This is a genomic window from Enterobacter cloacae complex sp. OE43NF, from assembly GCF_023544405.1.
Lineage (GTDB): Bacteria > Pseudomonadota > Gammaproteobacteria > Enterobacterales > Enterobacteriaceae > Enterobacter > Enterobacter cloacae.
In genome coordinates this window covers 69,188-91,606 of sequence record NZ_JAMJFW010000016.1, presented here as the reverse complement: position 1 = coordinate 91,606, position 22,419 = coordinate 69,188, and the positions used below count along the sequence as shown (strand labels likewise).

Annotated in this window: 22 protein-coding genes; 12 read left to right on the top strand and 10 right to left on the bottom strand. The window is 53.7% G+C overall.

The window, feature by feature from the left end; all coding sequences use genetic code 11:
• Both M8370_RS10085 and icd read right to left on the bottom strand, forming a co-directional pair.
• On the bottom strand, positions 1 to 557 hold a 557-nt coding region (locus M8370_RS10085), incomplete at its 3' end, for a hypothetical protein (RefSeq protein WP_250020882.1).
• Positions 558 to 667: 110 nt separating this feature from the next.
• On the bottom strand, positions 668 to 1,918 hold the full coding sequence (icd, locus tag M8370_RS10080; RefSeq protein WP_013097077.1) for an NADP-dependent isocitrate dehydrogenase: 1,251 nt from the start codon (positions 1,916 to 1,918) through the stop codon (positions 668 to 670).
• 117 nt (positions 1,919 to 2,035) lie between these two features.
• On the opposite strand from icd, the gene rluE reads away from it, so the two are divergent.
• The 8 genes from rluE (at position 2,036) to M8370_RS10040 (ending at position 9,844) form a co-directional block, all read left to right on the top strand.
• Positions 2,036 to 2,689: a 23S rRNA pseudouridine(2457) synthase RluE gene (gene rluE / locus M8370_RS10075; protein ID WP_029881977.1), complete on the top strand. Its 654-nt coding sequence runs from the start codon at positions 2,036 to 2,038 to the stop codon at positions 2,687 to 2,689.
• 9 nt (positions 2,690 to 2,698) lie between these two features.
• The gene (locus tag M8370_RS10070; protein ID WP_029881976.1) at positions 2,699 to 3,172 is read left to right on the top strand and encodes an NUDIX hydrolase; all 474 of its coding nucleotides are present in this window, start codon (positions 2,699 to 2,701) and stop codon (positions 3,170 to 3,172) included.
• A 40-nt stretch (positions 3,173 to 3,212) separates the two neighbouring features.
• The gene (mnmA, locus tag M8370_RS10065; RefSeq protein WP_013097080.1) at positions 3,213 to 4,325 is read left to right on the top strand and encodes a tRNA 2-thiouridine(34) synthase MnmA; all 1,113 of its coding nucleotides are present in this window, start codon (positions 3,213 to 3,215) and stop codon (positions 4,323 to 4,325) included.
• A gap of 27 nt (positions 4,326 to 4,352) precedes the next feature.
• Positions 4,353 to 4,982 (top strand): high frequency lysogenization protein HflD, encoded by a 630-nt coding sequence (gene hflD / locus M8370_RS10060; RefSeq protein WP_013097081.1) that lies wholly within the window; start codon positions 4,353 to 4,355, stop codon positions 4,980 to 4,982.
• A 19-nt stretch (positions 4,983 to 5,001) separates the two neighbouring features.
• Positions 5,002 to 6,372, top strand: a complete 1,371-nt coding sequence (gene purB / locus M8370_RS10055) for an adenylosuccinate lyase (RefSeq protein WP_250020881.1) — start codon at positions 5,002 to 5,004, stop codon at positions 6,370 to 6,372.
• Positions 6,373 to 6,495: 123 nt separating this feature from the next.
• Entirely contained in the window at positions 6,496 to 7,167 is a 672-nt protein-coding gene (gene phoP / locus M8370_RS10050; RefSeq protein ID WP_013097083.1) for a two-component system response regulator PhoP, read from the top strand.
• Complete coding sequence (phoQ, locus tag M8370_RS10045; RefSeq protein WP_250020879.1) at positions 7,168 to 8,631, top strand: two-component system sensor histidine kinase PhoQ; 1,464 nt, start codon at positions 7,168 to 7,170, stop codon at positions 8,629 to 8,631.
• A 91-nt stretch (positions 8,632 to 8,722) separates the two neighbouring features.
• Positions 8,723 to 9,844 carry a ribosomal protein uL16 3-hydroxylase gene (locus M8370_RS10040; protein WP_014831472.1) on the top strand — a complete coding sequence of 374 codons (1,122 nt, stop codon included), beginning with the start codon at positions 8,723 to 8,725 and terminating at the stop codon, positions 9,842 to 9,844.
• 43 nt (positions 9,845 to 9,887) lie between these two features.
• Here M8370_RS10040 and M8370_RS10035 read toward each other — a convergent pair whose 3' ends face one another.
• Together M8370_RS10035 and pepT are read right to left on the bottom strand one after the other, a co-directional pair.
• Positions 9,888 to 10,379 carry an REP-associated tyrosine transposase gene (locus M8370_RS10035; RefSeq protein ID WP_250020878.1) on the bottom strand — a complete coding sequence of 164 codons (492 nt, stop codon included), beginning with the start codon at positions 10,377 to 10,379 and terminating at the stop codon, positions 9,888 to 9,890.
• 95 nt (positions 10,380 to 10,474) lie between these two features.
• The gene (gene pepT / locus M8370_RS10030; RefSeq protein WP_013097087.1) at positions 10,475 to 11,698 is read right to left on the bottom strand and encodes a peptidase T; all 1,224 of its coding nucleotides are present in this window, start codon (positions 11,696 to 11,698) and stop codon (positions 10,475 to 10,477) included.
• 266 nt (positions 11,699 to 11,964) lie between these two features.
• On the opposite strand from pepT, the gene potA reads away from it, so the two are divergent.
• Genes potA through potD form a run of 4 tightly spaced genes read left to right on the top strand, consistent with a single transcriptional unit; the run spans position 11,965 to position 15,743 of the window.
• Entirely contained in the window at positions 11,965 to 13,083 is a 1,119-nt protein-coding gene (gene potA / locus M8370_RS10025) for a spermidine/putrescine ABC transporter ATP-binding protein PotA (RefSeq protein WP_013097089.1), read from the top strand.
• Positions 13,067 to 13,924, top strand: a complete 858-nt coding sequence (potB, locus tag M8370_RS10020; protein WP_013097090.1) for a spermidine/putrescine ABC transporter permease PotB — start codon at positions 13,067 to 13,069, stop codon at positions 13,922 to 13,924. The genes potA and potB overlap by 17 nt, the downstream gene beginning before the upstream one ends.
• Entirely contained in the window at positions 13,921 to 14,712 is a 792-nt protein-coding gene (gene potC / locus M8370_RS10015) for a spermidine/putrescine ABC transporter permease PotC (RefSeq protein ID WP_013097091.1), read from the top strand. Before potB ends, potC begins: the two co-directional genes overlap by 4 nt.
• The gene (potD, locus tag M8370_RS10010; protein ID WP_013097092.1) at positions 14,709 to 15,743 is read left to right on the top strand and encodes a spermidine/putrescine ABC transporter substrate-binding protein PotD; all 1,035 of its coding nucleotides are present in this window, start codon (positions 14,709 to 14,711) and stop codon (positions 15,741 to 15,743) included. Before potC ends, potD begins: the two co-directional genes overlap by 4 nt.
• Before the next feature lie 43 nt (positions 15,744 to 15,786).
• Here potD and M8370_RS10005 read toward each other — a convergent pair whose 3' ends face one another.
• The 6 genes from M8370_RS10005 to lolC all read right to left on the bottom strand — a co-directional run bounded on the left by M8370_RS10005 (position 15,787) and on the right by lolC (position 22,181).
• A complete protein-coding gene (locus tag M8370_RS10005; protein ID WP_250020875.1) occupies positions 15,787 to 17,016 on the bottom strand; it encodes an EAL and HDOD domain-containing protein in 1,230 nt (409 codons plus the stop codon).
• A gap of 226 nt (positions 17,017 to 17,242) precedes the next feature.
• Positions 17,243 to 18,064 carry a Sir2 family NAD+-dependent deacetylase gene (cobB, locus tag M8370_RS10000; RefSeq protein WP_248057972.1) on the bottom strand — a complete coding sequence of 274 codons (822 nt, stop codon included), beginning with the start codon at positions 18,062 to 18,064 and terminating at the stop codon, positions 17,243 to 17,245.
• 14 nt (positions 18,065 to 18,078) lie between these two features.
• The gene (gene nagK, locus M8370_RS09995; RefSeq protein ID WP_038979828.1) at positions 18,079 to 18,990 is read right to left on the bottom strand and encodes an N-acetylglucosamine kinase; all 912 of its coding nucleotides are present in this window, start codon (positions 18,988 to 18,990) and stop codon (positions 18,079 to 18,081) included.
• 53 nt (positions 18,991 to 19,043) lie between these two features.
• Positions 19,044 to 20,288, bottom strand: coding sequence for a lipoprotein-releasing ABC transporter permease subunit LolE (gene lolE / locus M8370_RS09990; protein WP_250020873.1), 1,245 nt, complete (start codon positions 20,286 to 20,288; stop codon positions 19,044 to 19,046).
• Positions 20,288 to 20,989 (bottom strand): lipoprotein-releasing ABC transporter ATP-binding protein LolD, encoded by a 702-nt coding sequence (gene lolD / locus M8370_RS09985; protein WP_013097097.1) that lies wholly within the window; start codon positions 20,987 to 20,989, stop codon positions 20,288 to 20,290. Before lolD ends, lolE begins: the two co-directional genes overlap by 1 nt.
• Positions 20,982 to 22,181 carry a lipoprotein-releasing ABC transporter permease subunit LolC gene (lolC, locus tag M8370_RS09980; RefSeq protein ID WP_023621889.1) on the bottom strand — a complete coding sequence of 400 codons (1,200 nt, stop codon included), beginning with the start codon at positions 22,179 to 22,181 and terminating at the stop codon, positions 20,982 to 20,984. Before lolC ends, lolD begins: the two co-directional genes overlap by 8 nt.
• Between the last annotated feature and the right edge of the window lie 238 nt (positions 22,182 to 22,419).

Sequence of the window (22,419 nt, the reverse complement as noted above, 5' to 3'; positions counted from 1 at the left end):
TGTATGAATGAATTCCTGATCTCTTTAAAGTATCGGTACATTATTAAAAAATCGTTAATCCTAACCCACCGATTCATTTTATTAGAAGAAACGATACCGAAAAAATTACTTTTTATAAAACCTGAGGCATTCAAATTGACTTTTTTAACAACCTTCATATATCCGTCACTTCCGTTCGTAGTGGGAAATTGAAGTGATTTTCTTGCTTTCTCGTCTCCTGGCAGTACGTACTCACATATTTTCTCAGCCCAAGCTTCATACATAGTGCAAGCCTCAAAGATGAGTGATTTGCTAAAACGGTGAACATGTGCGTCCCATTCCTGGCTTAAACAAACTGATTCTAGATCAATTCCACCGGGTATTTCCAAACCTGTCAAAAATTTTTCTTTCAAAACTTTATTATTCATCTCGGGAAAACAATGTGTAAAACCTTTAACCTGCCACCACATTTCTCGGAGCCCAGCGTAACTTGCCCAAGTGAAGTTCAAAAACTCACCCATTTGCTCATTTATATTTTGTGTTTCAATAAAAAAAGTTTTCCTGCTCATCGTCATCATCACACCCTTTTTTGATAATTTATTTTGATAAAATTTTGATAACCGTTCGAAAACTAATAATAAAAACGGGAACCAATCGGCTCCCGTTCTTTATTAACCCAGAGTCTGGATTACATGTTCGCGATAATCGCGTCGCCAAACTCTGAACATTTCAGCAGTTTAGCGCCTTCCATCAGACGTTCGAAATCGTAAGTTACGGTTTTGGCGTTGATCGCGCCTTCCATACCTTTCACGATCAGGTCTGCGGCTTCGAACCACTCCATATGACGCAGCATCATCTCTGCGGACAGGATGATAGAGCCTGGGTTCACTTTGTCCTGGCCTGCGTATTTTGGTGCAGTACCGTGGGTTGCTTCGAACAGGGCGCATTCGTCACCGATGTTCGCGCCTGGGGCGATACCGATACCGCCAACCTGTGCAGCCAGGGCGTCGGAGATGTAGTCACCGTTCAGGTTCATACAGGCGATCACGTCGTATTCCGCTGGACGCAGCAGGATCTGCTGCAGGAACGCATCGGCGATAACATCTTTAATGATGATCTCTTTGCCGGTGTTCGGGTTCTTGATCTTCTGCCATGGGCCGCCGTCGATCAGCTCACCGCCGAACTCTTCTTGCGCCAACTGGTAACCCCAGTCTTTGAACGCGCCTTCGGTGAACTTCATGATGTTGCCTTTGTGAACCAGGGTCACAGAGTCACGGTCGTTGGTGATAGCGTATTCAATTGCTGCGCGCACCAGACGTTTGGTCCCTTCTTCGGAGCACGGCTTGATGCCGATACCGCAATGCTCAGGGAAGCGAATTTTCTTCACGCCCATCTCTTCGCGCAGGAATTTAATCACTTTTTCTGCGTCAGCAGAGTCAGCTTTCCATTCGATGCCCGCGTAGATGTCTTCTGAGTTTTCGCGGAAGATAACCATATCGGTCAGCTCAGGGTGCTTAACCGGGCTTGGGGTGCCCTGATAGTAACGAACCGGACGCAGACACACGTACAGGTCCAGCTCCTGACGCAGTGCCACGTTCAGGGAACGGATACCGCCACCAACTGGCGTCGTCAGTGGGCCTTTGATAGCAACGCGGTAGTCGCGGATCAGGTCCAGCGTTTCTGCTGGCAGCCAAACGTCCTGGCCATAAACTTGAGTAGATTTTTCACCGGTGTAAATTTCCATCCAGGAAATTTTACGCTCGCCTTTGTAGGCTTTCTCAACAGCGGCATCAACCACTTTCAGCATTGCCGGGGTAACGTCTACACCGATACCATCACCTTCGATGAATGGAATGATCGGATTGTGAGGAACGTTAATCTTGCCGTTTTGCAGGGTGATCTTTTTACCTTCCGCCGGAACAACTACTTTGCTTTCCATTAACCTCTCCTTCGAGCGCTTCTGGTTGTTACTGATCTTATGTTAATAAATTGTAATGAGCCCTTCGATAGTACCTGATTGTCCTGCGCCATGAAAGGTCTTCGTTATTAGGCTATAATGCGGCAATTGATAACGCCTGAAAATACCATGAAGAAAACTTCTTTTACAAAACACCGGGTTGAGCGATTCAGCTCACGACAAGCCGCCAGAAGACCGCAAGAAAGCCAGCCAAAGCGGGTTATTTTGTTCAATAAACCCTACGATGTGTTGCCGCAGTTTACCGACGAAGCCGGGCGCAGCACGTTAAAGGATTACATTCCTGTTCAGGGCGTTTATGCCGCGGGTCGCCTGGACCGCGATAGCGAAGGTCTGCTGGTCTTAACCAACGACGGAGCCCTACAGGCAAAACTTACGCAGCCCGGAAAACGCACCGGCAAAATTTACTTTGTGCAGGTGGAAGGTGAGCCGGATGAAGAGGCGCTCGCCGCACTCCGCAACGGCGTGACGTTAAACGATGGCCCCACCCTGCCCGCAGGTATTGAACGTGTGAATGAACCGGAGTGGCTGTGGCCGCGCAACCCGCCCATTCGCGAGCGCAAATCTATTCCCACCAGCTGGCTCAAAATCACCCTTTATGAAGGCCGCAACCGTCAGGTTCGGCGCATGACCGCCCACGTGGGCTTCCCTACCCTGCGCCTGATTCGCTATGCCATGGGCAGTTACACCCTGGATTCCCTGGCTAACGGTGAATGGCGGGACGTTGCCCCTTAAGGAGTCAATATGTTTAAACCTCATGTCACGGTCGCCTGTGTGGTTCACGCGCAGGGGAAATTCCTGGTTGTAGAAGAGAGCATTAACGGCAAAGCGCTGTGGAATCAGCCAGCCGGGCATCTGGAAGCCAATGAAACCTTATTACAGGCCGCAAAACGTGAACTCTGGGAAGAGACGGGCATCCGCGCGGAGCCTCAGCACTTCATTCGTATGCATCAGTGGATTGCGCCTGATAAAACGCCCTTCCTGCGTTTTTTATTTGCCGTCGAGCTTAGCGAAACGTGCGCCACTGAGCCGCACGACGACGATATCGATCGCTGCCTGTGGGTCACCGCCGACGAGATCCTGAACGCGCCAAACCTGCGCTCGCCGCTGGTTGCCGAAAGCATTCGCTGCTGGCAGTCAGGCGCACGCTTGCCGCTGGAGGTCATCGCAGAATTTAACTGGCCGTTTACAGAGGGTGTCAATGGTGGGGGGGCGTGATAGAATACGCCGCCTTGAAGTTCAATGTCGTGAGTATTCCATGTCAGATAACAGCCAGAAAAAAGTGATCGTCGGCATGTCCGGCGGTGTCGATTCCTCCGTTTCCGCCTACCTGTTGCAACAACAGGGCTATAAGGTGGAGGGCCTGTTCATGAAGAACTGGGAGGAAGATGATGGCGAGGAATATTGCACTGCCGCTGCGGATCTCGCCGATGCGCAGGCCGTGTGCGACAAGCTCGGCATAGAACTGCACACCGTTAACTTTGCCGCAGAATACTGGGATAACGTGTTTGAGCTTTTCCTGGAAGAGTATAAAGCGGGCCGTACCCCGAACCCGGATATTCTGTGCAACAAAGAGATTAAATTTAAAGCCTTCCTCGAATTCGCGGCGGAAGACCTGGGCGCAGACTATATTGCGACCGGTCACTACGTGCGTCGCGCCGATGTGAACGGCAAAAGCCAGCTGCTGCGCGGTCTGGACGGTAATAAAGATCAGAGCTATTTCCTTTATACGTTAAGCCATGAACAGATTGCACAAAGCCTGTTCCCGGTTGGCGAGCTGGAAAAGCCGGAAGTCCGTAAAATCGCTGAAGAGCTGGATCTGATCACCGCGAAGAAAAAAGACTCCACCGGTATCTGCTTTATTGGCGAGCGCAAATTCCGCGATTTCCTTGGTCGCTACCTGCCTGCGCAGCCGGGCAAAATTGTCACCGTCGATGGCGACGAAATTGGCCAGCATCAGGGGCTGATGTACCACACCCTCGGCCAGCGTAAAGGCCTGGGTATCGGCGGTACCAAAGACGGTAGCGAAGATCCGTGGTACGTGGTCGACAAAGATGTCGAAAACAATATTCTGATCGTCGCTCAGGGGCACGACCATCCGCGTCTGATGTCCGTTGGCCTGATCGCGCAACAGTTGCACTGGGTCGACCGTGAACCGCTCAAAGGTACCCTGCGCTGCACGGTAAAAACACGCTACCGTCAGACGGATATCCCCTGCACCATTACCGCGCTGGATGACGATCGCATTGACGTGCGTTTTGACGAGCCAGTTGCAGCCGTCACGCCGGGCCAGTCCGCCGTCTTCTACAGCGGTGATATCTGCCTGGGTGGTGGGATCATAGAACAGCGCCTGCCGCTGCCGGCCGTTTAACCCGATTGCACACATAAAGGAGAACGTGTGGCGAAGAACTATTATGACATCACCCTGGCACTGGCAGGAATTTGCCAGTCAGCCCGTCTGGTGCAACAGCTGGCGCATCAGGGTCATTGTGACGCTGACGCGCTGCACGTTTCGCTCAACAGCGTTATCGATCTCAACCCCGGTTCAACCCTGGGTGTCTTCGGTGGCAGCGAAACCAATCTTCGTCTCGGTCTTGAAACCTTGCTTGGCGTGCTTAATGCCAGCAGCCGTCAGGGATTAAACGCAGAGCTTACCCGTTATACATTAAGCCTGATGGTGCTGGAACGTAAACTCAGCGCAGCGAAAGGCGCGCTGAATACGCTGGGTGACCGCATTGCCGGATTGCAGCGTCAGCTCGACCATTTTGATCTGCAGTCTGAAACGCTGTTGAGCGCCATGGCCGGTATTTATGTTGATGTTATCAGTCCGCTGGGCCCGCGTATCCAGGTCACCGGTTCACCTGCCGTACTGCAAAGCCCGCAGGTCCAGGCAAAAGTACGCGCCTCGCTGCTGGCCGGTATCCGTGCCGCCGTGCTGTGGCATCAGGTTGGCGGTGGCCGCCTGCAGTTAATGTTTTCTCGTAATCGCCTGACGACTCAGGCAAAACAAATTCTTGCTCATTGTTAACCTCCCGGAGTTGCGAATTATGGAATTATCCTCACTGACCGCCGTATCCCCTGTCGATGGACGCTACGGCGATAAAGTCAGCGCGCTGCGCGGGATCTTCAGCGAATATGGCCTGCTGAAGTTCCGTGTTCAGGTTGAAGTACGCTGGCTGCAAAAGCTGGCCGCCCAGGCAGCAATCAAGGAAGTTCCTGCTTTTGACGCCCAGGCAAACGATTACCTTGATAAAATCGTTGCTGACTTCAATGAAGAAGATGCTGCTCGCATCAAGACCATTGAACGTACCACCAACCACGACGTAAAAGCGGTTGAGTACTTCCTGAAAGAGAAAGTGGCAAGCGTTCCGGCGCTGCACGCGGTGTCTGAATTCATTCACTTCGCCTGTACTTCTGAAGACATCAATAACCTGTCTCACGCATTGATGCTCTCTACCGCGCGCAAAGACGTGGTTCTGCCTTACTGGCGTAAAATCATTGACGCGGTGAAAGCGTTGTCTGTGGAATACCGCGACATCCCCCTGCTCTCCCGTACCCATGGTCAGCCCGCTACGCCATCCACGATGGGTAAAGAGATGGCTAACGTGGCATACCGTATGGAGCGTCAGTATCGTCAACTGGAACAGATTGAGATCCTCGGTAAAATCAATGGTGCGGTAGGTAACTACAACGCCCATATCGCCGCTTACCCGGAAGTGGACTGGCATCAGTTCAGTGAAGAGTTCGTGACCTCCCTGGGAATTCAGTGGAACCCGTACACCACTCAGATTGAGCCGCACGACTATATCGCCGAGCTGTTCGACTGTATCGCCCGCTTCAACACCATTCTGATCGACTTCGACCGTGACGTGTGGGGTTATATCGCGCTGAACCACTTCAAGCAGAAGACCATCGCCGGTGAAATCGGCTCTTCAACCATGCCGCACAAAGTGAACCCGATTGACTTCGAAAACTCTGAAGGCAACCTGGGTCTGGCCAACGCCGTGTTGCAGCATATGGCGAGCAAACTGCCGGTTTCCCGCTGGCAGCGCGACCTGACCGACTCCACCGTGCTGCGTAACCTGGGCGTGGGGATTGGCTATGCGCTGATCGCCTATCAGTCCACCCTGAAAGGGGTGAGCAAGCTGGAAGTGAACCGCGATCGTCTGCTGGACGAGCTGGACCACAACTGGGAAGTGCTGGCCGAACCGATCCAGACCGTGATGCGTCGTTACGGCATCGAAAAACCGTATGAAAAACTGAAAGAGCTGACCCGCGGTAAACGTGTCGATGCGGAAGGTATGAAACAGTTTATCGATAGCCTCGCATTGCCGGAAGCGGAAAAAAACCGCCTGAAAGAGATGACACCAGCGAATTACATTGGCCGCGCCATCACCATGGTCGACGAGCTGAAGTAATCTCCCCCGCCCCCTTTTCGCCCGAAAAGGGGGCTGCTTTTTCCCCGGTTTACTCAATGTTTATCCCCACAACAACATAATCAGCGTTAAACTATTCATACTATTAATTCTGGGAGAAAGATGATGCGCGTACTGGTTGTTGAGGATAACGCATTGCTACGTCATCACCTGAAGGTTCAGCTTCAGGAGATGGGACATCAGGTGGATGATGCGGAAGATGCAAAAGAAGCCGATTATTATCTCAATGAACACCTGCCGGATATCGCCATCGTTGACCTCGGGTTACCTGACGAAGACGGGCTGTCATTGATTCGCCGCTGGCGCAGCCATGATGTCTCTCTTCCTGTCCTGGTGCTGACCGCGCGTGAAGGCTGGCAGGACAAAGTGGAAGTGCTCAGTGCCGGTGCCGATGATTACGTCACCAAACCGTTTCATATTGAAGAAGTGGCGGCACGCATGCAGGCCCTGTTACGCCGCAACAGCGGGCTCGCCTCCCAGGTGATTTCCCTTCCACCTTTCCAGGTGGATCTCTCCCGTCGGGAATTCTCAATCAACAATGAAGTCATCAAACTGACGGCCTTCGAATACACCATCATGGAAACGCTGATCCGTAACAACGGTAAAGTGGTGAGCAAAGACTCCTTAATGCTCCAGCTTTATCCGGATGCCGAACTGCGTGAGAGTCACACCATTGATGTGCTGATGGGCCGTTTGCGTAAGAAGATTCAGGCGCAGTATCCGCATGATGTGATCACAACCGTGCGCGGTCAGGGCTACCTGTTCGAATTGCGCTAAATGAAACGACTAATGCGGCACATTATGCCCCTTTCACTGCGGGTTCGCTTTTTGCTGGCCACAGCCGCCGTTGTGCTGGTGCTGTCACTTTCTTACGGCGTGGTGGCGCTGGTTGGTTACAGCGTCAGTTTTGATAAAACGACCTTTCGTCTGCTGCGCGGTGAGAGCAACCTGTTTTATACCCTCGCAAAGTGGGAAAACAACCAGATCAGCGTCGAGATGCCGGAGAATCTTAACCAGCAGAGTCCCACGCTGGCGCTGATTTACAATGAAAAAGGGAAACTGCTGTGGGCACAGCGTGATGTTCCCTGGCTGGTGAAAAGCATCCGCCCGGAATGGCTTAAAACCAACGGATTTCATGAAATTGAAGCCGATCTGAATACCACCAGCAGCCTGCTGCGCGAAGATCGCTCTCTGCAAAAAAAGCTGAATGAGATCCGCGCCGATGACGCCGAAACAGAAATGACCCACTCCGTCGCCATCAATCTCTATCCCGCCACGCCTGACATGCCGCAGCTGACCATCGTAGTGGTGGATACCATCCCCGTCGAGCTTAAACGCTCTTATCGGGTCTGGGGCTGGTTCGTCTACGTGCTGGCTGCCAATCTGCTGCTGGTCATACCGCTGCTGTGGATTGCTGCCTGGTGGAGTTTGCGCCCGATTGAATCGCTGGCGAAAGAGGTTCGCGAGCTGGAGGAGCATCATCGCGAGAAGCTTAATCCTGAGACAACGCGTGAGCTAACAAGTCTGGTGCGTAACCTTAACCGCCTGCTGAAAAGTGAACGCGAGCGCTACGATAAATACCGCACCACGTTGACTGACCTCACTCACAGCCTGAAGACCCCGCTGGCCGTCATGCAAAGCACCCTGCGATCCATGCGCAGCTCCAGAATGAGCGTCGATGATGCCGAGCCGGTGATGCTTGAGCAGATCAGCCGTATTTCGCAGCAAATTGGCTACTATCTTCATCGCGCCAGCATGCGTTCCGGCAGCGCCCTGCTGAGCCGGGAGCTGCACCCCGTGGCACCACTGCTGGATAACCTGACCTCTGCGCTGAATAAGGTGTATCAGCGTAAAGGGGTGAACATCAGTCTCGATATCTCTCCTGAAATCAGTTTCGTCGGCGAAAAGAATGATTTCATGGAGGTGATGGGTAACCTGCTCGATAACGCCTGTAAATATTGTCTGGAGTTCGTGGAAGTTTCCGCCCGTCAGACGGACAACGAGCTGCACATCATTGTTGAGGACGATGGCCCGGGGATCCCGCGCAACAAACGTGACGTGGTGTTTGATCGCGGTCAGCGTGCGGATACATTGCGTCCCGGCCAGGGGGTGGGGTTATCCGTCGCACGCGAGATTGTCGACCAGTACGACGGCAAAATCGAAACCGGTGAAAGTTTACTTGGCGGTGCCAGAATGGAAGTGATTTTTGGCCGTCAGCAGCCCACATCGAACGATAGTTAGCCCGTTATGTGAAAAATGCGCGGATCTCGCACCCAGGCTCCTGCGCTTCCGTTATAATCCGACTCAGTAAGAGCCTGCGGAATAAAAAAATATGGATTATCACTTAGCACTGAACTGGCCCGAGTTTATTGAACGCTACTGGCAGAAACGCCCGGTAGTTCTTAAGCGCGGGTTCAGCAATTTTGTCGACCCTATCTCGCCTGACGAACTGGCTGGCCTGGCCATGGAAAACGAAGTCGACAGCCGCCTGGTGAGCCACCAGGATGGAAAATGGCAGGTCAGCCATGGTCCTTTCGAAAGCTACGATCACCTCGGTGAAAATAACTGGTCATTGCTGGTGCAGGCGGTCAACCACTGGCACGAGCCGACGGCAGCCCTAATGCGCCCGTTCCGCGCCCTGCCCGACTGGCGAATGGACGATCTGATGATCTCTTTCTCCGTGCCAGGGGGCGGCGTTGGCCCACATCTGGATCAGTACGATGTGTTTATCATTCAGGGGACCGGCCGCCGTCGCTGGCGCGTGGGTGAAAAAGTGCCGATGAAACAGCACTGCCCGCATCCTGACCTGCTTCAGGTGGATCCGTTTGACGGGATCATCGACGAAGAGCTGGAGCCGGGAGATATTCTTTATATTCCGCCGGGATTCCCGCATGAAGGCTACTCGCTGGAAAACTCCCTCAATTATTCTGTCGGGTTCCGCGCGCCAAGCGGTCGTGAGATGATCAGCGGTTTTGCCGATTACGTACTGCAACGCGAGCTTGGCAGCCATCGCTACAGCGATCCGGATGTACCCTCCCGCGAGCATCCGGCAGACATTCTGCCAGCAGAACTGGATAAGCTGCGCGGCATGATGCTGGATCTGATCAACGAGCCGGAACATTTCAGACAGTGGTTTGGTGAGTTTATCAGCCAGTCACGTCACGAGCTGGATGTGGCACCTCCGGAGCCGCCGTATCAGGCCGACGAGATTTATGATGCGCTGCAGCAGGGTGACAAGCTGGTTCGCCTGGGTGGGTTACGCGTGCTGCGCATCGGTGAAGATGTCTTCGTCAACGGCGAGAAGCTGGATTCTCCGCATCGCCCGGCGCTGGAAGCCATCGCCAGCCATCTGGTACTGACTGCCGATACCTTTGGCGACGCCCTGGAAGATCCCTCTTTCCTCGCCATGCTTGCCGCGCTGGTCAACAGCGGGTATTGGTTCTTTGAGGACTGAGTTGTAATGTATTGCCGGGTGGCGCTGCGCTTACCCGGCGTTTTTACTTCCACTCCCCCGCCGCAAAATCCGCAATCTCCGCGGCCCAATCCGCCGGATACAACCCTTCCCGTACATCCCGATGAAACGTTGAAAACGGCCAGTCTACAACCTTACCAACGTACCCATGTTTCACCGGGTTGAGGTAGATGTAATCCATATGTCGGCGGTAATCATTGTCGTTGCGGATGGTATGTTCCCAGAAACGCGCCTGCCAGATGTGGCGCATTTCAATGTTTCGTGAGAACGTTTTTTTGATGTCACGCCAGCGCCCGGAAAAATCGCTGTCACCTTCCGGCAAGGTCCAGATACAGTGCATATGTTCAGGAAGGATCACCCAGCCATTAATCGTAAAGGGCTTTGATCGTTTCACCGAGGAGGTGGCCTGGCGGAGGCTATCAATATGGCGGGTAAGTAAATCGCTCTGTCGGTTTTGCAGGTTAACGGTAAAAAACCAGGTGCCGCCGGGGACGTAATGGCGACGGTAGTTTGACATGGGCACTCCTTTTCCAGATGCCGGGTGGCGGCTACGCCTTACCCGGCCTACCTGTTCCCGTAGGCCCGGTAAGCGCAGCGCCACCGGGCGATGTCTTAACGCTTCGCGGTTAACTCCGCAATCCGCACAATCACCTTCACCGCTTTTTCCATTCCTTCCAGCGTCACAAACTCATGCTTACCATGATAGTTGTATCCCCCGGTAAAGAGATTCGGGCACGGCAATCCCATGAAGGACAGTTGCGAACCGTCGGTGCCGCCGCGAATCGGCTTCAGCACCGGCTCAATATCGCAGTCGCGCATGGCCTGCTGGGCGATATCCAGGATATGCGGATGCTCCATAACCTTCTCGCGCATATTGTAGTAGCTGTCTTCAATAATCAGCTCAATATAGCAGTCCGGGTGTAGCCCCTTACCCACCTTCTTCGCGATTTCCATCATCTTACGCTTGCGCGCTTCGAACGCTTTACGGTCAAAGTCACGCACGATGTAGTGCATCTGCGCGCTGTCCACCGTGCCTTTGATGCTGGTCAGGTGGTAAAAACCTTCATAACCTTCAGTCTGCTCCGGGCTCTCATTCGCCGGGACTTCCGCATGAATACGGGACGCCAGCGACAGCGCATTCACCATCACGCCTTTGGCGGAGCCGGGATGCACATTATTACCCACAATTTTGATGGTCACGGACGCGGCATTGAAGTTTTCAAATTCCAGTTCGCCCACGCCACCGCCGTCCACGGTATAGGCCCACTGCGCGTTAAAGGCCTCGACATCAAAATGTTTCGCCCCCTTGCCCACCTCTTCATCCGGCGTAAAGGCCACACGGATATCACCGTGCGGAATATTTTTTCCTTTCAGCACCGCCAGTGCCGTCATGATCTCCGCGATACCCGCTTTGTCATCTGCCCCCAGCAGCGTTTTGCCATCCGTGGTGATCAGCGTCTGCCCAAGCAGCTGGTGCAGCACCGGGAACATTACCGGCGAAAGCACTTCGTCACCTATTCCCAGCGCAATGTCACCGCCACGGTAGTTTTCCACAATCTGCGGATTAACATGTTTACCGCTAAAATCCGGAGAGGTGTCGACATGGGAGATAAAGCCAATCGCCGGAATATCACCGGGGACGTTGGCAGGCAGCGTTCCCATCACAGTGCCTTTTTCGCTCAGGGTGACATTGACCAGCCCCATGGCCTCAAGCTGCTCTTTGAGCAGGTTTAATAACTTCCACTGGCCTTCGGTGCTTGGCACCTGGCGGACACCCGGTTTAGATTGGGTATCCAGCGAAACGTACTGTAAAAAACGCTCAAGTAATTTATCCATGCAGTCACCCTCACTTTTTGTGACAACATTATCAATAAGCATCAAAACGCAAATATTGCGTCAGGTCACTTTTATCCCGCAAACGAGAATATTTTCCGTTTATATCGTGTACGTCAGTAAATGTAGCTTATGAATCAGTGACAAGGATTGGCGATTACAGTGGTTTGCCGTAGAATGTCCGCCCTCATTACGAGTCACCAAGGTGGTTACACACAAACCCCGCTTCGGTCTGCTGCCCGGAGCGTCTATATGGGACAGCGCAAAAATTGAATACTCAATCCCGTTCACGTTCACCGCTGGTGCAACTGGAACGAATTCGTAAAAGTTTTGATGGTAAAGATGTCATTTCCGACCTCAACCTGACCATCAATGATGGTGAATTCCTCACGCTGCTTGGCCCTTCTGGCTGCGGCAAGACAACCGTACTGCGCCTTATCGCCGGGCTGGAAAGCGTCGATAGCGGCCATATCCACCTTGAAAAGCAGGACATTACCCAGGTCCCCGCTGAAGATCGTCACGTTAACACCGTCTTTCAAAGCTATGCTTTGTTCCCGCACATGACCGTGTTTGAAAACGTTGCGTTTGGTCTGCGGATGCAAAAAACACCGGCCAGCGAGATCCCGCCGCGCGTGACCGAGGCGCTACGGATGGTACAGCTGGAGGAGTTTGCTCAACGCAAACCGCATCAGCTGTCTGGTGGTCAACAGCAACGTGTGGCCATCGCCCGTGCGGTGGTCAACAAACCGCGTCTGCTTCTGCTGGATGAGTCCCTCTCCGCGCTGGACTACAAACTGCGCAAGCAGATGCAGAACGAGCTTAAGGCCCTGCAGCGTAAGCTCGGCATTACCTTCGTCTTTGTGACGCATGACCAGGAAGAAGCGCTCACCATGTCTGACCGTATCGTGGTGATGCGTGATGGTAAAATCGAGCAGGACGGCACGCCGCGTGAAATTTACGAAGAGCCGAAAAACCTGTTTGTGGCCAGCTTCATTGGCGAGATCAATATCTTCAACGCCACGGTTATCGAGCGTCTGGATGAGCAGCGCGTTCGGGCGAATGTCGAAGGCCGCGAGTGCAATATCACCGTTAACTTTGCCGTTGAGAAGGGACAAAAGCTCAACGTGCTGTTACGCCCGGAAGATCTGCGCGTCGAGGAGATCCACGGCAATGCACAAGCCGAAGGATTGATCGGCTATATCCGCGAGCGTAATTACAAGGGGATGACGCTGGAATCCGTTGTCGAACTGGAAAACGGTAAGATGGTGATGGTTAGCGAGTTCTTTAACGAGGACGACCCGGACTTTGATCATTCGCTCGATCAGAAAATGGTTATTAACTGGGTAGAAAGCTGGGAGGTTGTGCTGGCTGATGAAGAACACAAGTAAATTCCAGAATGTGGTGATTGCCACGATCGTCGGTTGGCTTGTGTTGTTTGTCTTTTTACCCAACCTGATGATCATCGCCACCAGCTTCCTGACCCGCGACGATGCCCACTTTGTGGCGCTGGTCTTTACGCTGGATAACTACTCACGTTTGCTCGATCCGCTCTACTTTGATGTGCTGCTGCACTCATTGAACATGGCGCTGATCGCCACCGTTGCCTGCCTGGTGCTGGGGTATCCCTTCGCGTGGTTCCTGGCGCGTCTGCCGCAAAAAATCCGCCCGCTGCTGCTCTTTTTACTGATTGTGCCGTTCTGGACCAACTCCTTAATTCGCATCTACGGGCTGAAAATTTTCCTCAGCACCAAAGGCTATCTGAACGAGTTTCTGCTGTGGCTGGGAGTGATTGATACGCCAATCCGCATTATGTTTACCCCGGGTGCGGTGATTATTGGTCTGGTCTATATCCTGCTGCCGTTTATGGTGATGCCGCTCTACTCCAGCATTGAGAAGCTGGATAAACCGCTGCTGGAAGCGGCCAAAGATCTGGGGGCGAATAAGCTGCAGACCTTTATCCGCATTATCATTCCGCTGACGATGCCCGGCATTATCGCAGGCTGTCTGCTGGTGATGCTTCCGGCGATGGGCTTGTTCTACGTCTCTGACCTGATGGGCGGTGCGAAAAACCTGCTGATCGGAAACGTGATTAAGAGCCAGTTCCTTAACATTCGCGACTGGCCGTTCGGCTCCGCCACCAGCATTACGCTGACGGTGGTGATGGGTCTGATGCTACTGGTTTACTGGCGCGCGTCGCGGCTGCTGAATAAGAAGGTGGAACTCGAATGATCGGTCGACTGCTTCGCGGCGGTTTTATGACCGCCATTTACGCTTACCTGTATATTCCGATTATCATTTTGATCGTGAACTCGTTTAACAGTTCACGCTTCGGGATCAACTGGCAGGGCTTTACCACTAACTGGTACAGCCTGCTGATGAACAACGACAGCCTGCTCCAGGCCGCGCAGCACTCATTAACCATGGCGATTTTTTCAGCAACGTTCGCCACGCTGATTGGTTCACTCACCGCCGTGGCACTGTATCGCTACCGCTTTCGCGGTAAACCGTTCGTCAGCGGCATGCTGTTTGTGGTGATGATGTCACCGGATATCGTCATGGCGATTTCTCTGCTGGTACTGTTTATGCTGCTGGGTGTCCAGCTCGGCTTCTGGTCGCTGCTGTTTTCCCACATCACCTTCTGCCTGCCATTTGTGGTGGTGACGGTCTATGCACGCCTGAAAGGCTTTGATGTGCGTATGCTGGAGGCCGCAAAAGATCTCGGCGCCAGCGAGATGACCATTTTGCGCAAAATTATCCTGCCGCTGGCGATGCCCGCCGTCGCGGCCGGGTGGCTGCTCAGCTTCACCCTGTCGATGGATGACGTTGTGGTCTCCTCTTTCGTGACCGGGCCAAGCTATGAAATTCTGCCGTTGAAAATCTATTCGATGGTGAAAGTCGGCGTCTCGCCTGAGGTGAACGCGCTGGCGACCATACTGTTAGTGTTCTCGCTGGTACTGGTGATTGCCAGCCAGATTATTGCTCGTGATAAAACAAAATCTCAGGGGACAATGAAATGAAAAAAATGCTTGCCGCTGCGGCACTGGTGCTCGGAATGGGCGTCGCGCACGCTGATGACAGCAAAACGCTCTACTTCTATAACTGGACTGAGTATGTGCCGCCGGGTCTGCTGGAGCAGTTCACCAAAGAGACGGGCATTAAGGTCATCTACTCTACCTACGAGTCCAATGAAACCATGTACGCCAAGCTTAAAACGTACAAGGACGGCGCGTACGATCTGGTGGTGCCATCGACCTACTTCGTCGACAAGATGCGTAAAGAGGGCATGATCCAGAAGATCGACAAGTCGAAGCTGACCAACTTCAACAACCTCGATCCGCAGATGCTCAACAAACCGTTCGATCCGAACAATGACTACTCCATTCCGTACATCTGGGGTGCGACCGCCATCGGCGTTAACAGCGAAGCAATCGATCCTAAAACCGTGACCCAGTGGGCCGACCTGTGGAAGCCTGAATACAAAGGCAGCCTGCTGTTAACCGACGATGCCCGTGAAGTGTTCCAGGTTGCGCTGCGCAAGCTGGGTTACTCAGGCAACACAACGGACCCGAAAGAGATTGAAGCGGCCTATAACGAGCTGAAAAAACTGATGCCTAACGTGGCGGCGTTCAACTCCGATAACCCGGCGAACCCGTACATGGAAGGAGAAGTGAATCTCGGCATGGTGTGGAACGGCTCTGCATGGGTTGCGCGTCAGGCCGGTACGCCGCTGGAGGTCGTCTGGCCGAAAGAAGGCGGTATCTTCTGGATGGACAGCCTGGCTATTCCTGCGAATGCGAAAAACGTTGACGGTGCCCTGAAGCTCATTAACTTCCTGCTGCGCCCGGACGTGGCGAAGCAGGTTGCCGAGACCATTGGCTACCCAACGCCAAACCTGGCCGCCCGCAAGCTACTGAAGCCTGAAGTGGCGAATGATAAATCCCTCTACCCGGATGCCGACACCATCAGCAAAGGTGAATGGCAAAACGATGTCGGCGACGCGAGCCGTCTGTATGAAGAGTATTACCAGAAATTAAAAGCCGGCCGATAAGTGCCGCAGTCTGGCTCCTCACGTCGCCACGCCGTGAGGGGCCTTAACCCGCCGCATTTTCCCCCGCCCAGATCGTCGCCGTTCTCATGGCATCGACAACGTCGTCATCCGACAGCCCAAGACCGTTCGCTATCCTGGCCGCCTCCTCCCACTCCTGCTGTTCATAGTGGCGGCACAGCGTCACCATATCGGCTAACACGCCTTCCTGGTGACACAGGGCCTGGCTGACAGCCTGCGGCACCGCAATTTGCTTCATCAACTCCGCCATTGGCAATTCAAGCAAGGTATCGAGCAGAGAGAACAGGCCACACATAAACGCGTTTTCCGCCAGCCCCGGCGCAGGCATCTTCTCTGCAATCAGCTCACAGAATTTGCCCCGCATCATGCTCAGAGGATACAGCTCGTCGACGGTGTCGTTGCCAGCACTGGCCAGCACCACCACCGCGACAAAGCGTCGCAGCTGATTTTCCCCCAGATACCTGAGGACTTCGCTGAGCGTTAACTTGCTAAAATTGCAGGCACCGACTTGCTTAAACGCCGTGTGTTTCATATAACGCATGATTTTATAGGACAAGGTGAGATCGGTTTTTATTAACGACTCGATGATCCGAAAATCAGGTTTATTCCGCCCTACTTCCATCTGCAGGCGGAAAATCGCCAGTTGATTTTGTGATAAGCGCTTATATTTAATCACTTCAGGGCGACAGAAAAAGTAACCCTGAAAAAGCGAAAAACCGGCATCACGATAGCGTTTGAATTCCTCTTTAGTCTCAACTTTTTCAGCGAGATACTTTATATGGTGGGTCAGGCTTTTACGTGTACGCAGGTAATCCTGAATTTGCGCTAAGGTATAATTTCTGACATCAAATTTAAGTATAGAAATATAGGGTAAAAAGCGATCCCATTCCGGCGCGAGGGTAAAATCATCAAGCGCAAAGCGATATCCGTGCGCATTCATCTCTTTCACAGCCTGCAATAACGCCTCGCCGGGAACGGCATCTTCAAGGATCTCGATGACCACGCTCTCCTTGTCCAGCGCTTCACCGCTACGGTCGATGACCATTCTGGATGGAAAGTTGATAAACAAGGTCTGTGTCCCGGCGATACGCTGAGACGGTACAGATAAAAAATGGTCGGATATCATTCTGGATGTTGCATATTCTGCCGATACATCCGGAAAACGGTTTGCCATCCCATCCCTGAAAAGCAGTTCATAAGCTACCGTATTCATATCCGGGTTAAAAATGGGTTGTCTCGCAATAAATCCGTACATATCCCACCCTCCTTATCGACGTTATATTTATTAGCATCCTCTTTCTACACCACGATAACGAGCATTATTAAGCACTATTTTGAGTGAATGCACAAAATAATAGCATCCACACTAATTAACAGGGCTTATATTGTGGTTTAGTAAACATCATTAATGGTAATTTCAGCGGACGAGTTTATAAACAAAAAAGCACCCGCTGAATGGGTGCCTTTTCATACTGTCGCTATTACAGACCTTTGAGCAGCTTGTCGACGAACTCGGGTACGACCTCGCTTGCCAGCCCATAGTGCTTCTCTTCAAACTCGCTTCCCACCTGGCTGGGTTCGAGGTTGAGCTCTACGGTATGCGCACCGTGCAGACGCGCTTCGTGAACAAACCCCGCCGCCGGATAGACATGCCCTGAGGTACCGATGGCGATAAACACATCCGCCATGGCCAGCGCGCTGTAAATATCATCCATCCCCAGCGGCATTTCACCAAACCAGACCACATGCGGACGCAGACGCGAAGGGAACTGGCAGCAGTGACATTTATCCTCAGGCAGCACGTCCTCTTTCCAGTCCAGCACCTGGCCGCTCCAGGCACAGCGCACCTTCAGTAGCTCGCCGTGCATGTGGATGATGTTTTTGTTGCCGGCTCGCTCGTGCAGGTTATCGATATTCTGCGTAACCAGCAGAAAACGGTCACCCAGCGCCTCCTCCAGCTTCGCCAGCGCCAGATGCGCCGGATTAGGCGCTATTTCTGGCTGCTGAAGCTGACGACGGCGGGCATTGTAAAATGCCTGCACAAGATCCGGGTCACGGGCGAAGCCTTCTGGTGTCGCCACATCCTCCACACGGTGCTCTTCCCACAACCCGTCCGCAGCACGGAAGGTTCGAATACCGGACTCGGCAGAGATCCCCGCCCCGGTCAGCACCACCACTCTGGGTTTATCCATCGCTTCTGGCATCATTCTGTCTCTGAAAAAGATCCGCTGGCGCAAGCGCTCACGTAAGCGGCGTTTATTTTTGCGAAAACGGCTGAGTCGACCCTGGCGACGCGACAGCATAGTAACCTCGTAAACTAGTCGGTGAGATGAAGGAATGCGGCTCCGCGCATGCCTCCTGCGTCCCCGTGTCGCGCACGTTCAATACGCGGCACGCGGGCGACTGGCAATAAATGTCGGGGCAGACGCCCGGACAGGTGTTCCGTTATCGCGGTAAAGTTTGATAACCCGCCCCCAATCACCAGCAGATCCGGATCGACGATGGTGAGGATATTTCCCAGACACACCGCCAGCAGATCGAGATAACGTTCAACGTGCTCTCGCGCCTGCGCATCGCCCTGCTCCCACAGGGTAATGATTTGAGGGGCTTCGAGTTTCTGATGATAGAAGTGTTCGTAAAGCCATGCAAACCCACGACCTGACAGGTAGTTCTCAATACAGCCATGCTGACCACAGCCGCAGCGGGTAAGCGGGAAATCGCGTCCCACGACCTCAAGCGCATCTACCGGTAAACGGATATGACCAAACTCTCCCGTGATATAGCTGCGCCCGGTGATCGGTTTGCCATTAATAACAATTCCCCCGCCAACGCCGGTGCCAAGGATCAACCCCATCACCAGCGGATAGTGACGGAATTCATCATCCCAGGCTTCAGAGAGCGCAAAGCAGTTGGCATCGTTATCTAAACGCACGTCGCGTTCAAGGAGAGCAGAGAGATCGGCGCGCAGCGGTTTGCCGCTGGCAGCAGGTACGTTGGCGGCATACAGCGTGCCGTCGTCGGTTTCAGGCATGCCTGGAATGCCGATGCCGACGCTGCCTTTCACGCCAAAGCGTTCATCCGCTTGCGCCACCAGCGCGGCAATGGCGGTTAAAAATTCATCGTAGCTTTCGCGCGGCGTGGGAACGCGGGTTTCCCACTGCAGTTTGAGATCGTTATCAAACGCGCCGAGCGCAATTTTGGTGCCGCCAATATCAAATCCGTAATACATAACGCATTCCTCTTTTAACCTTGCGGCCCGTAAGCCGCTAGATCATGACGTAATTACTGGCCACTTAATACCCTCGCCGGATCAATTCGGCTTGCGCGACGCGCCGGATACCAGCTTGCCAGCAGACTCAGTAAAAGTGCTGTAACCAGCACATAAATAACGTCCAGCCAGTGCAATTCAGACGGCAGGAAGTCAATAAAATAGATATCACCCGACAGGAACTGGTGGCCGATCAGCTTCTCAATCCCGTTGATGATTGGCGTAAGCTGTAACGACACCACGACGCCAATCACCACCCCGCACAGGCTACCGAACAGCCCCGCCAGCAGACCATACCAGACAAAGATGGCGCGAATAAGACCGTCCTTTGCCCCAAGGGTACGCAGAACCGCGATGTCGCCACTCTTGTCTTTGACCGCCATAACCAGCGTCGAGACGATATTAAAGCACGCCACACCAATCACCAGCACCATCGCCAGATACATGATGGCGCGGATCATCTGGATATCACGATACATATACCCGTAAGTGCCGATCCAGCTTTTGATGTAGACATAGTTATTGGTCACGCTGCCCGCATCACGCACCAGTTTATTGGCATTGAAGACGTCGTTGACCTTAATGGCGATGCCCGTCACGCTGTCGCCCATGTCCAGATACTGACGTGCGTCTTCCAGCGGTACCATTGCAAAGCTGTGATCGAGTTGACCGCTCAGTTGCAGGATGCCGGTGACGTGCAGACGCACGCGCTTAGGCTGCTGCAATTTATGGTCAGCGCTGGCGTTTGGGATCATGATCGACACCCAGTCGCCCTGCTTCACTTTCAGCGCGTCGGCCACACCTTTGCCCATGATGATCTGTTGCTCACCGGCCTTAAAGTTTTCCCACGCGCCGTTCTGCACATACTTCGGCAGCGCGCTCAGACGCGCCTCCTGCGCCGGGTTCACCCCTTTCACCTGGATGGCGCGCAGGTTAACACCGCTTTCCACCAGCCCTGTAAAGTTGATGTAAGGTGCAGCGGCGGCAATGCCCGGCACGTTTTCCACTTTGCTGAGGGCGTCACGCCAGTTGTTCCACGGCTGATTAACCGGTTCAATTTCGCCGTGCGGCACAACAGCCAGAATACGGTTATTGAGCTCACGCTCAAAACCGTTCATGGCGCTTAATCCCACAATCAATACCGCCACGCCGAGCGCAATACCGATGGTGGAGATCACCGAGATAAGGGAGACCATCCCGCCGCGACGGCGGCCGCGGCTGAAGCGTAACCCGATGAGTAACGATAACGGTGAGGCCATTACTCCGCTCCCATCAGAGTCAGTTCAGCGTTCAGATGACCGTCACGCATCTCAAGCTGGCGTCCCATCCGTTTTGCCAGCTGCAAATCGTGGGTCACCACCAGAAACGCCGTCCCCTGTGAGGCATTCAGCTCACCCAGAAGCTGGAAAATACTGTCAGCATTGCGCGCATCCAGGTTGCCGGTTGGTTCATCCGCCAGCACCAGACGCGGGTTGTTCACCAGCGCACGGGCAATTGCCACACGCTGACGCTCGCCACCGGACAGCTCAGACGGACGGTGGTCACCGCGATGCCCCAGGCCTACTGCTTTCAGCATGTCGCTGGCACGGGCATTAATTTCTGCCGGTTTCTTTTTACCAATCAGCAAAGGCATCGCCACGTTTTCCAGTGCCGTGAAATCCGGCAATAGGTGGTGGAACTGGTAGATAAAGCCCAGCTCACGGTTACGCAGCTCCGCTTTTGCCGCAGAAGACATTTTGCTCATCGGCTGGCCAGAGAAAATTACGTCGCCACTGGTCGGCGTATCCAGCCCGCCCAGCAGGTGTAATAAGGTACTTTTGCCGGAACCGGAGCTGCCGACAATCGCCATCATCTCGCCTTCGCCCACGCTGAAGCTCACATTGTGCAGCACATCAGTCTGTACAGAGCCTTCCTGATAGCGTTTGGACAGGTTGTCGCATTGCAACAGGATCTTATTCATAACGTAAAGCCTCAGCGGGTTGAGTGGCGGCAGCGCGCCAGGAAGGATAGAGCGTAGAAAGCAGCGCAATGGCCATCGCGGCCAGCGCAATACCGACCACCTGCAGCGGTTCGATAGCAACCGGCAGCGCCGCGCCATCAAGCAGCGCGCCGATGATCGGCATTAAGTTATTCAACTGACTGGCCAGCAGCGCCCCGAGAACGGCCCCGAGTAACGCGCCAATGATCCCGGCGCTGGCCCCTTGCACCATAAAGACGGCCATAATCTGGCGCGGCGTCAGCCCCTGGGTTTGCAGGATGGCAACTTCGCCCTGCTTTTCCATTACCATCAGACCAAGCGAGGTGATGATGTTAAACGCCGCGACCGCGACGATCAGGCTCAGCAGCAGGCCCATCATATTTTTTTCCATACGCACAGCCTGGAATAGTTCGCCTTTACGCTCGCGCCAGTCCTGCCATTTTGTGCCTTCCGGCAAGGTTTGCTGGCTGAGGGTATCGACTTTCAGCGGTGCGTCGAGCCACAGACGCCAGCCGGTAATGTTGCCCACCGGATAACGCATCAGACGCGAAGCATCCTGGATATTCATGAGCATCTGGTAGCCGTCAACTTCGCTGTTGGCGGCAAACGTGCCAATAACCGTGAACAGACGCTGGCTGGGCAAACGTCCCATCGGCGTAAACTGGCTGGCAGACGGCACCATCACACGCAGCTGGTCGCCACGGTTCACGCCAAGCTGCCCGGCAAGCTGCTCGCCGAGGATCACGTTGTATTTGCCCGCTTCCAGATCGCTTTGCTTCACGTTGACCAGATACGGCGTGAGCGGATCTTTTTGCGCCGGGTCAATCCCCAGCATGACGCCCACCGCCACGCTGCGGGCGCTTTGCAGGACGACATCGCCCGTTGTCACCGGCGCAACGCGCGTGACACCCTGTAACTTCGCCGCACTTTCCGGCAGTTGTTGCGGGTTAACGGAACCGCTGGTAGAAGAGAGAATGGCCTGCGGCATCAGCCCCAGGATGTTGTTTTGCAGCTCGCGCTCAAAGCCGTTCATGACGGAAAGCACCGTCACCAGTGCCATCACGCCAAGCGTAATGCCAATAGTCGAAAGCCAGGAGACAAAGCGACCGAAACGGTCCGCGGCGCGCCCACGCATGTAGCGTAAGCCTATGAAGAGTGCGACAGGTTGATACATGAAGTCCGTCTGTTTGCTGATAGCAGACCCACGAGTATATAAGCGAATCCGTTAAGCGTAAATGACTGAAACCGTAAGCTTTGGTAATCATTTTTCTGAAAAATTCAGATAAATCAGAATGCTACTCTTCGAATTATCGCGCCACACCCTCCACCTTTTCCGAAAAACTTCCTGATACAGACTGTTTCCCGTTACATCCCGGCTGCGTTTACCAACAATTGTTCGTTCGTTTATGGCA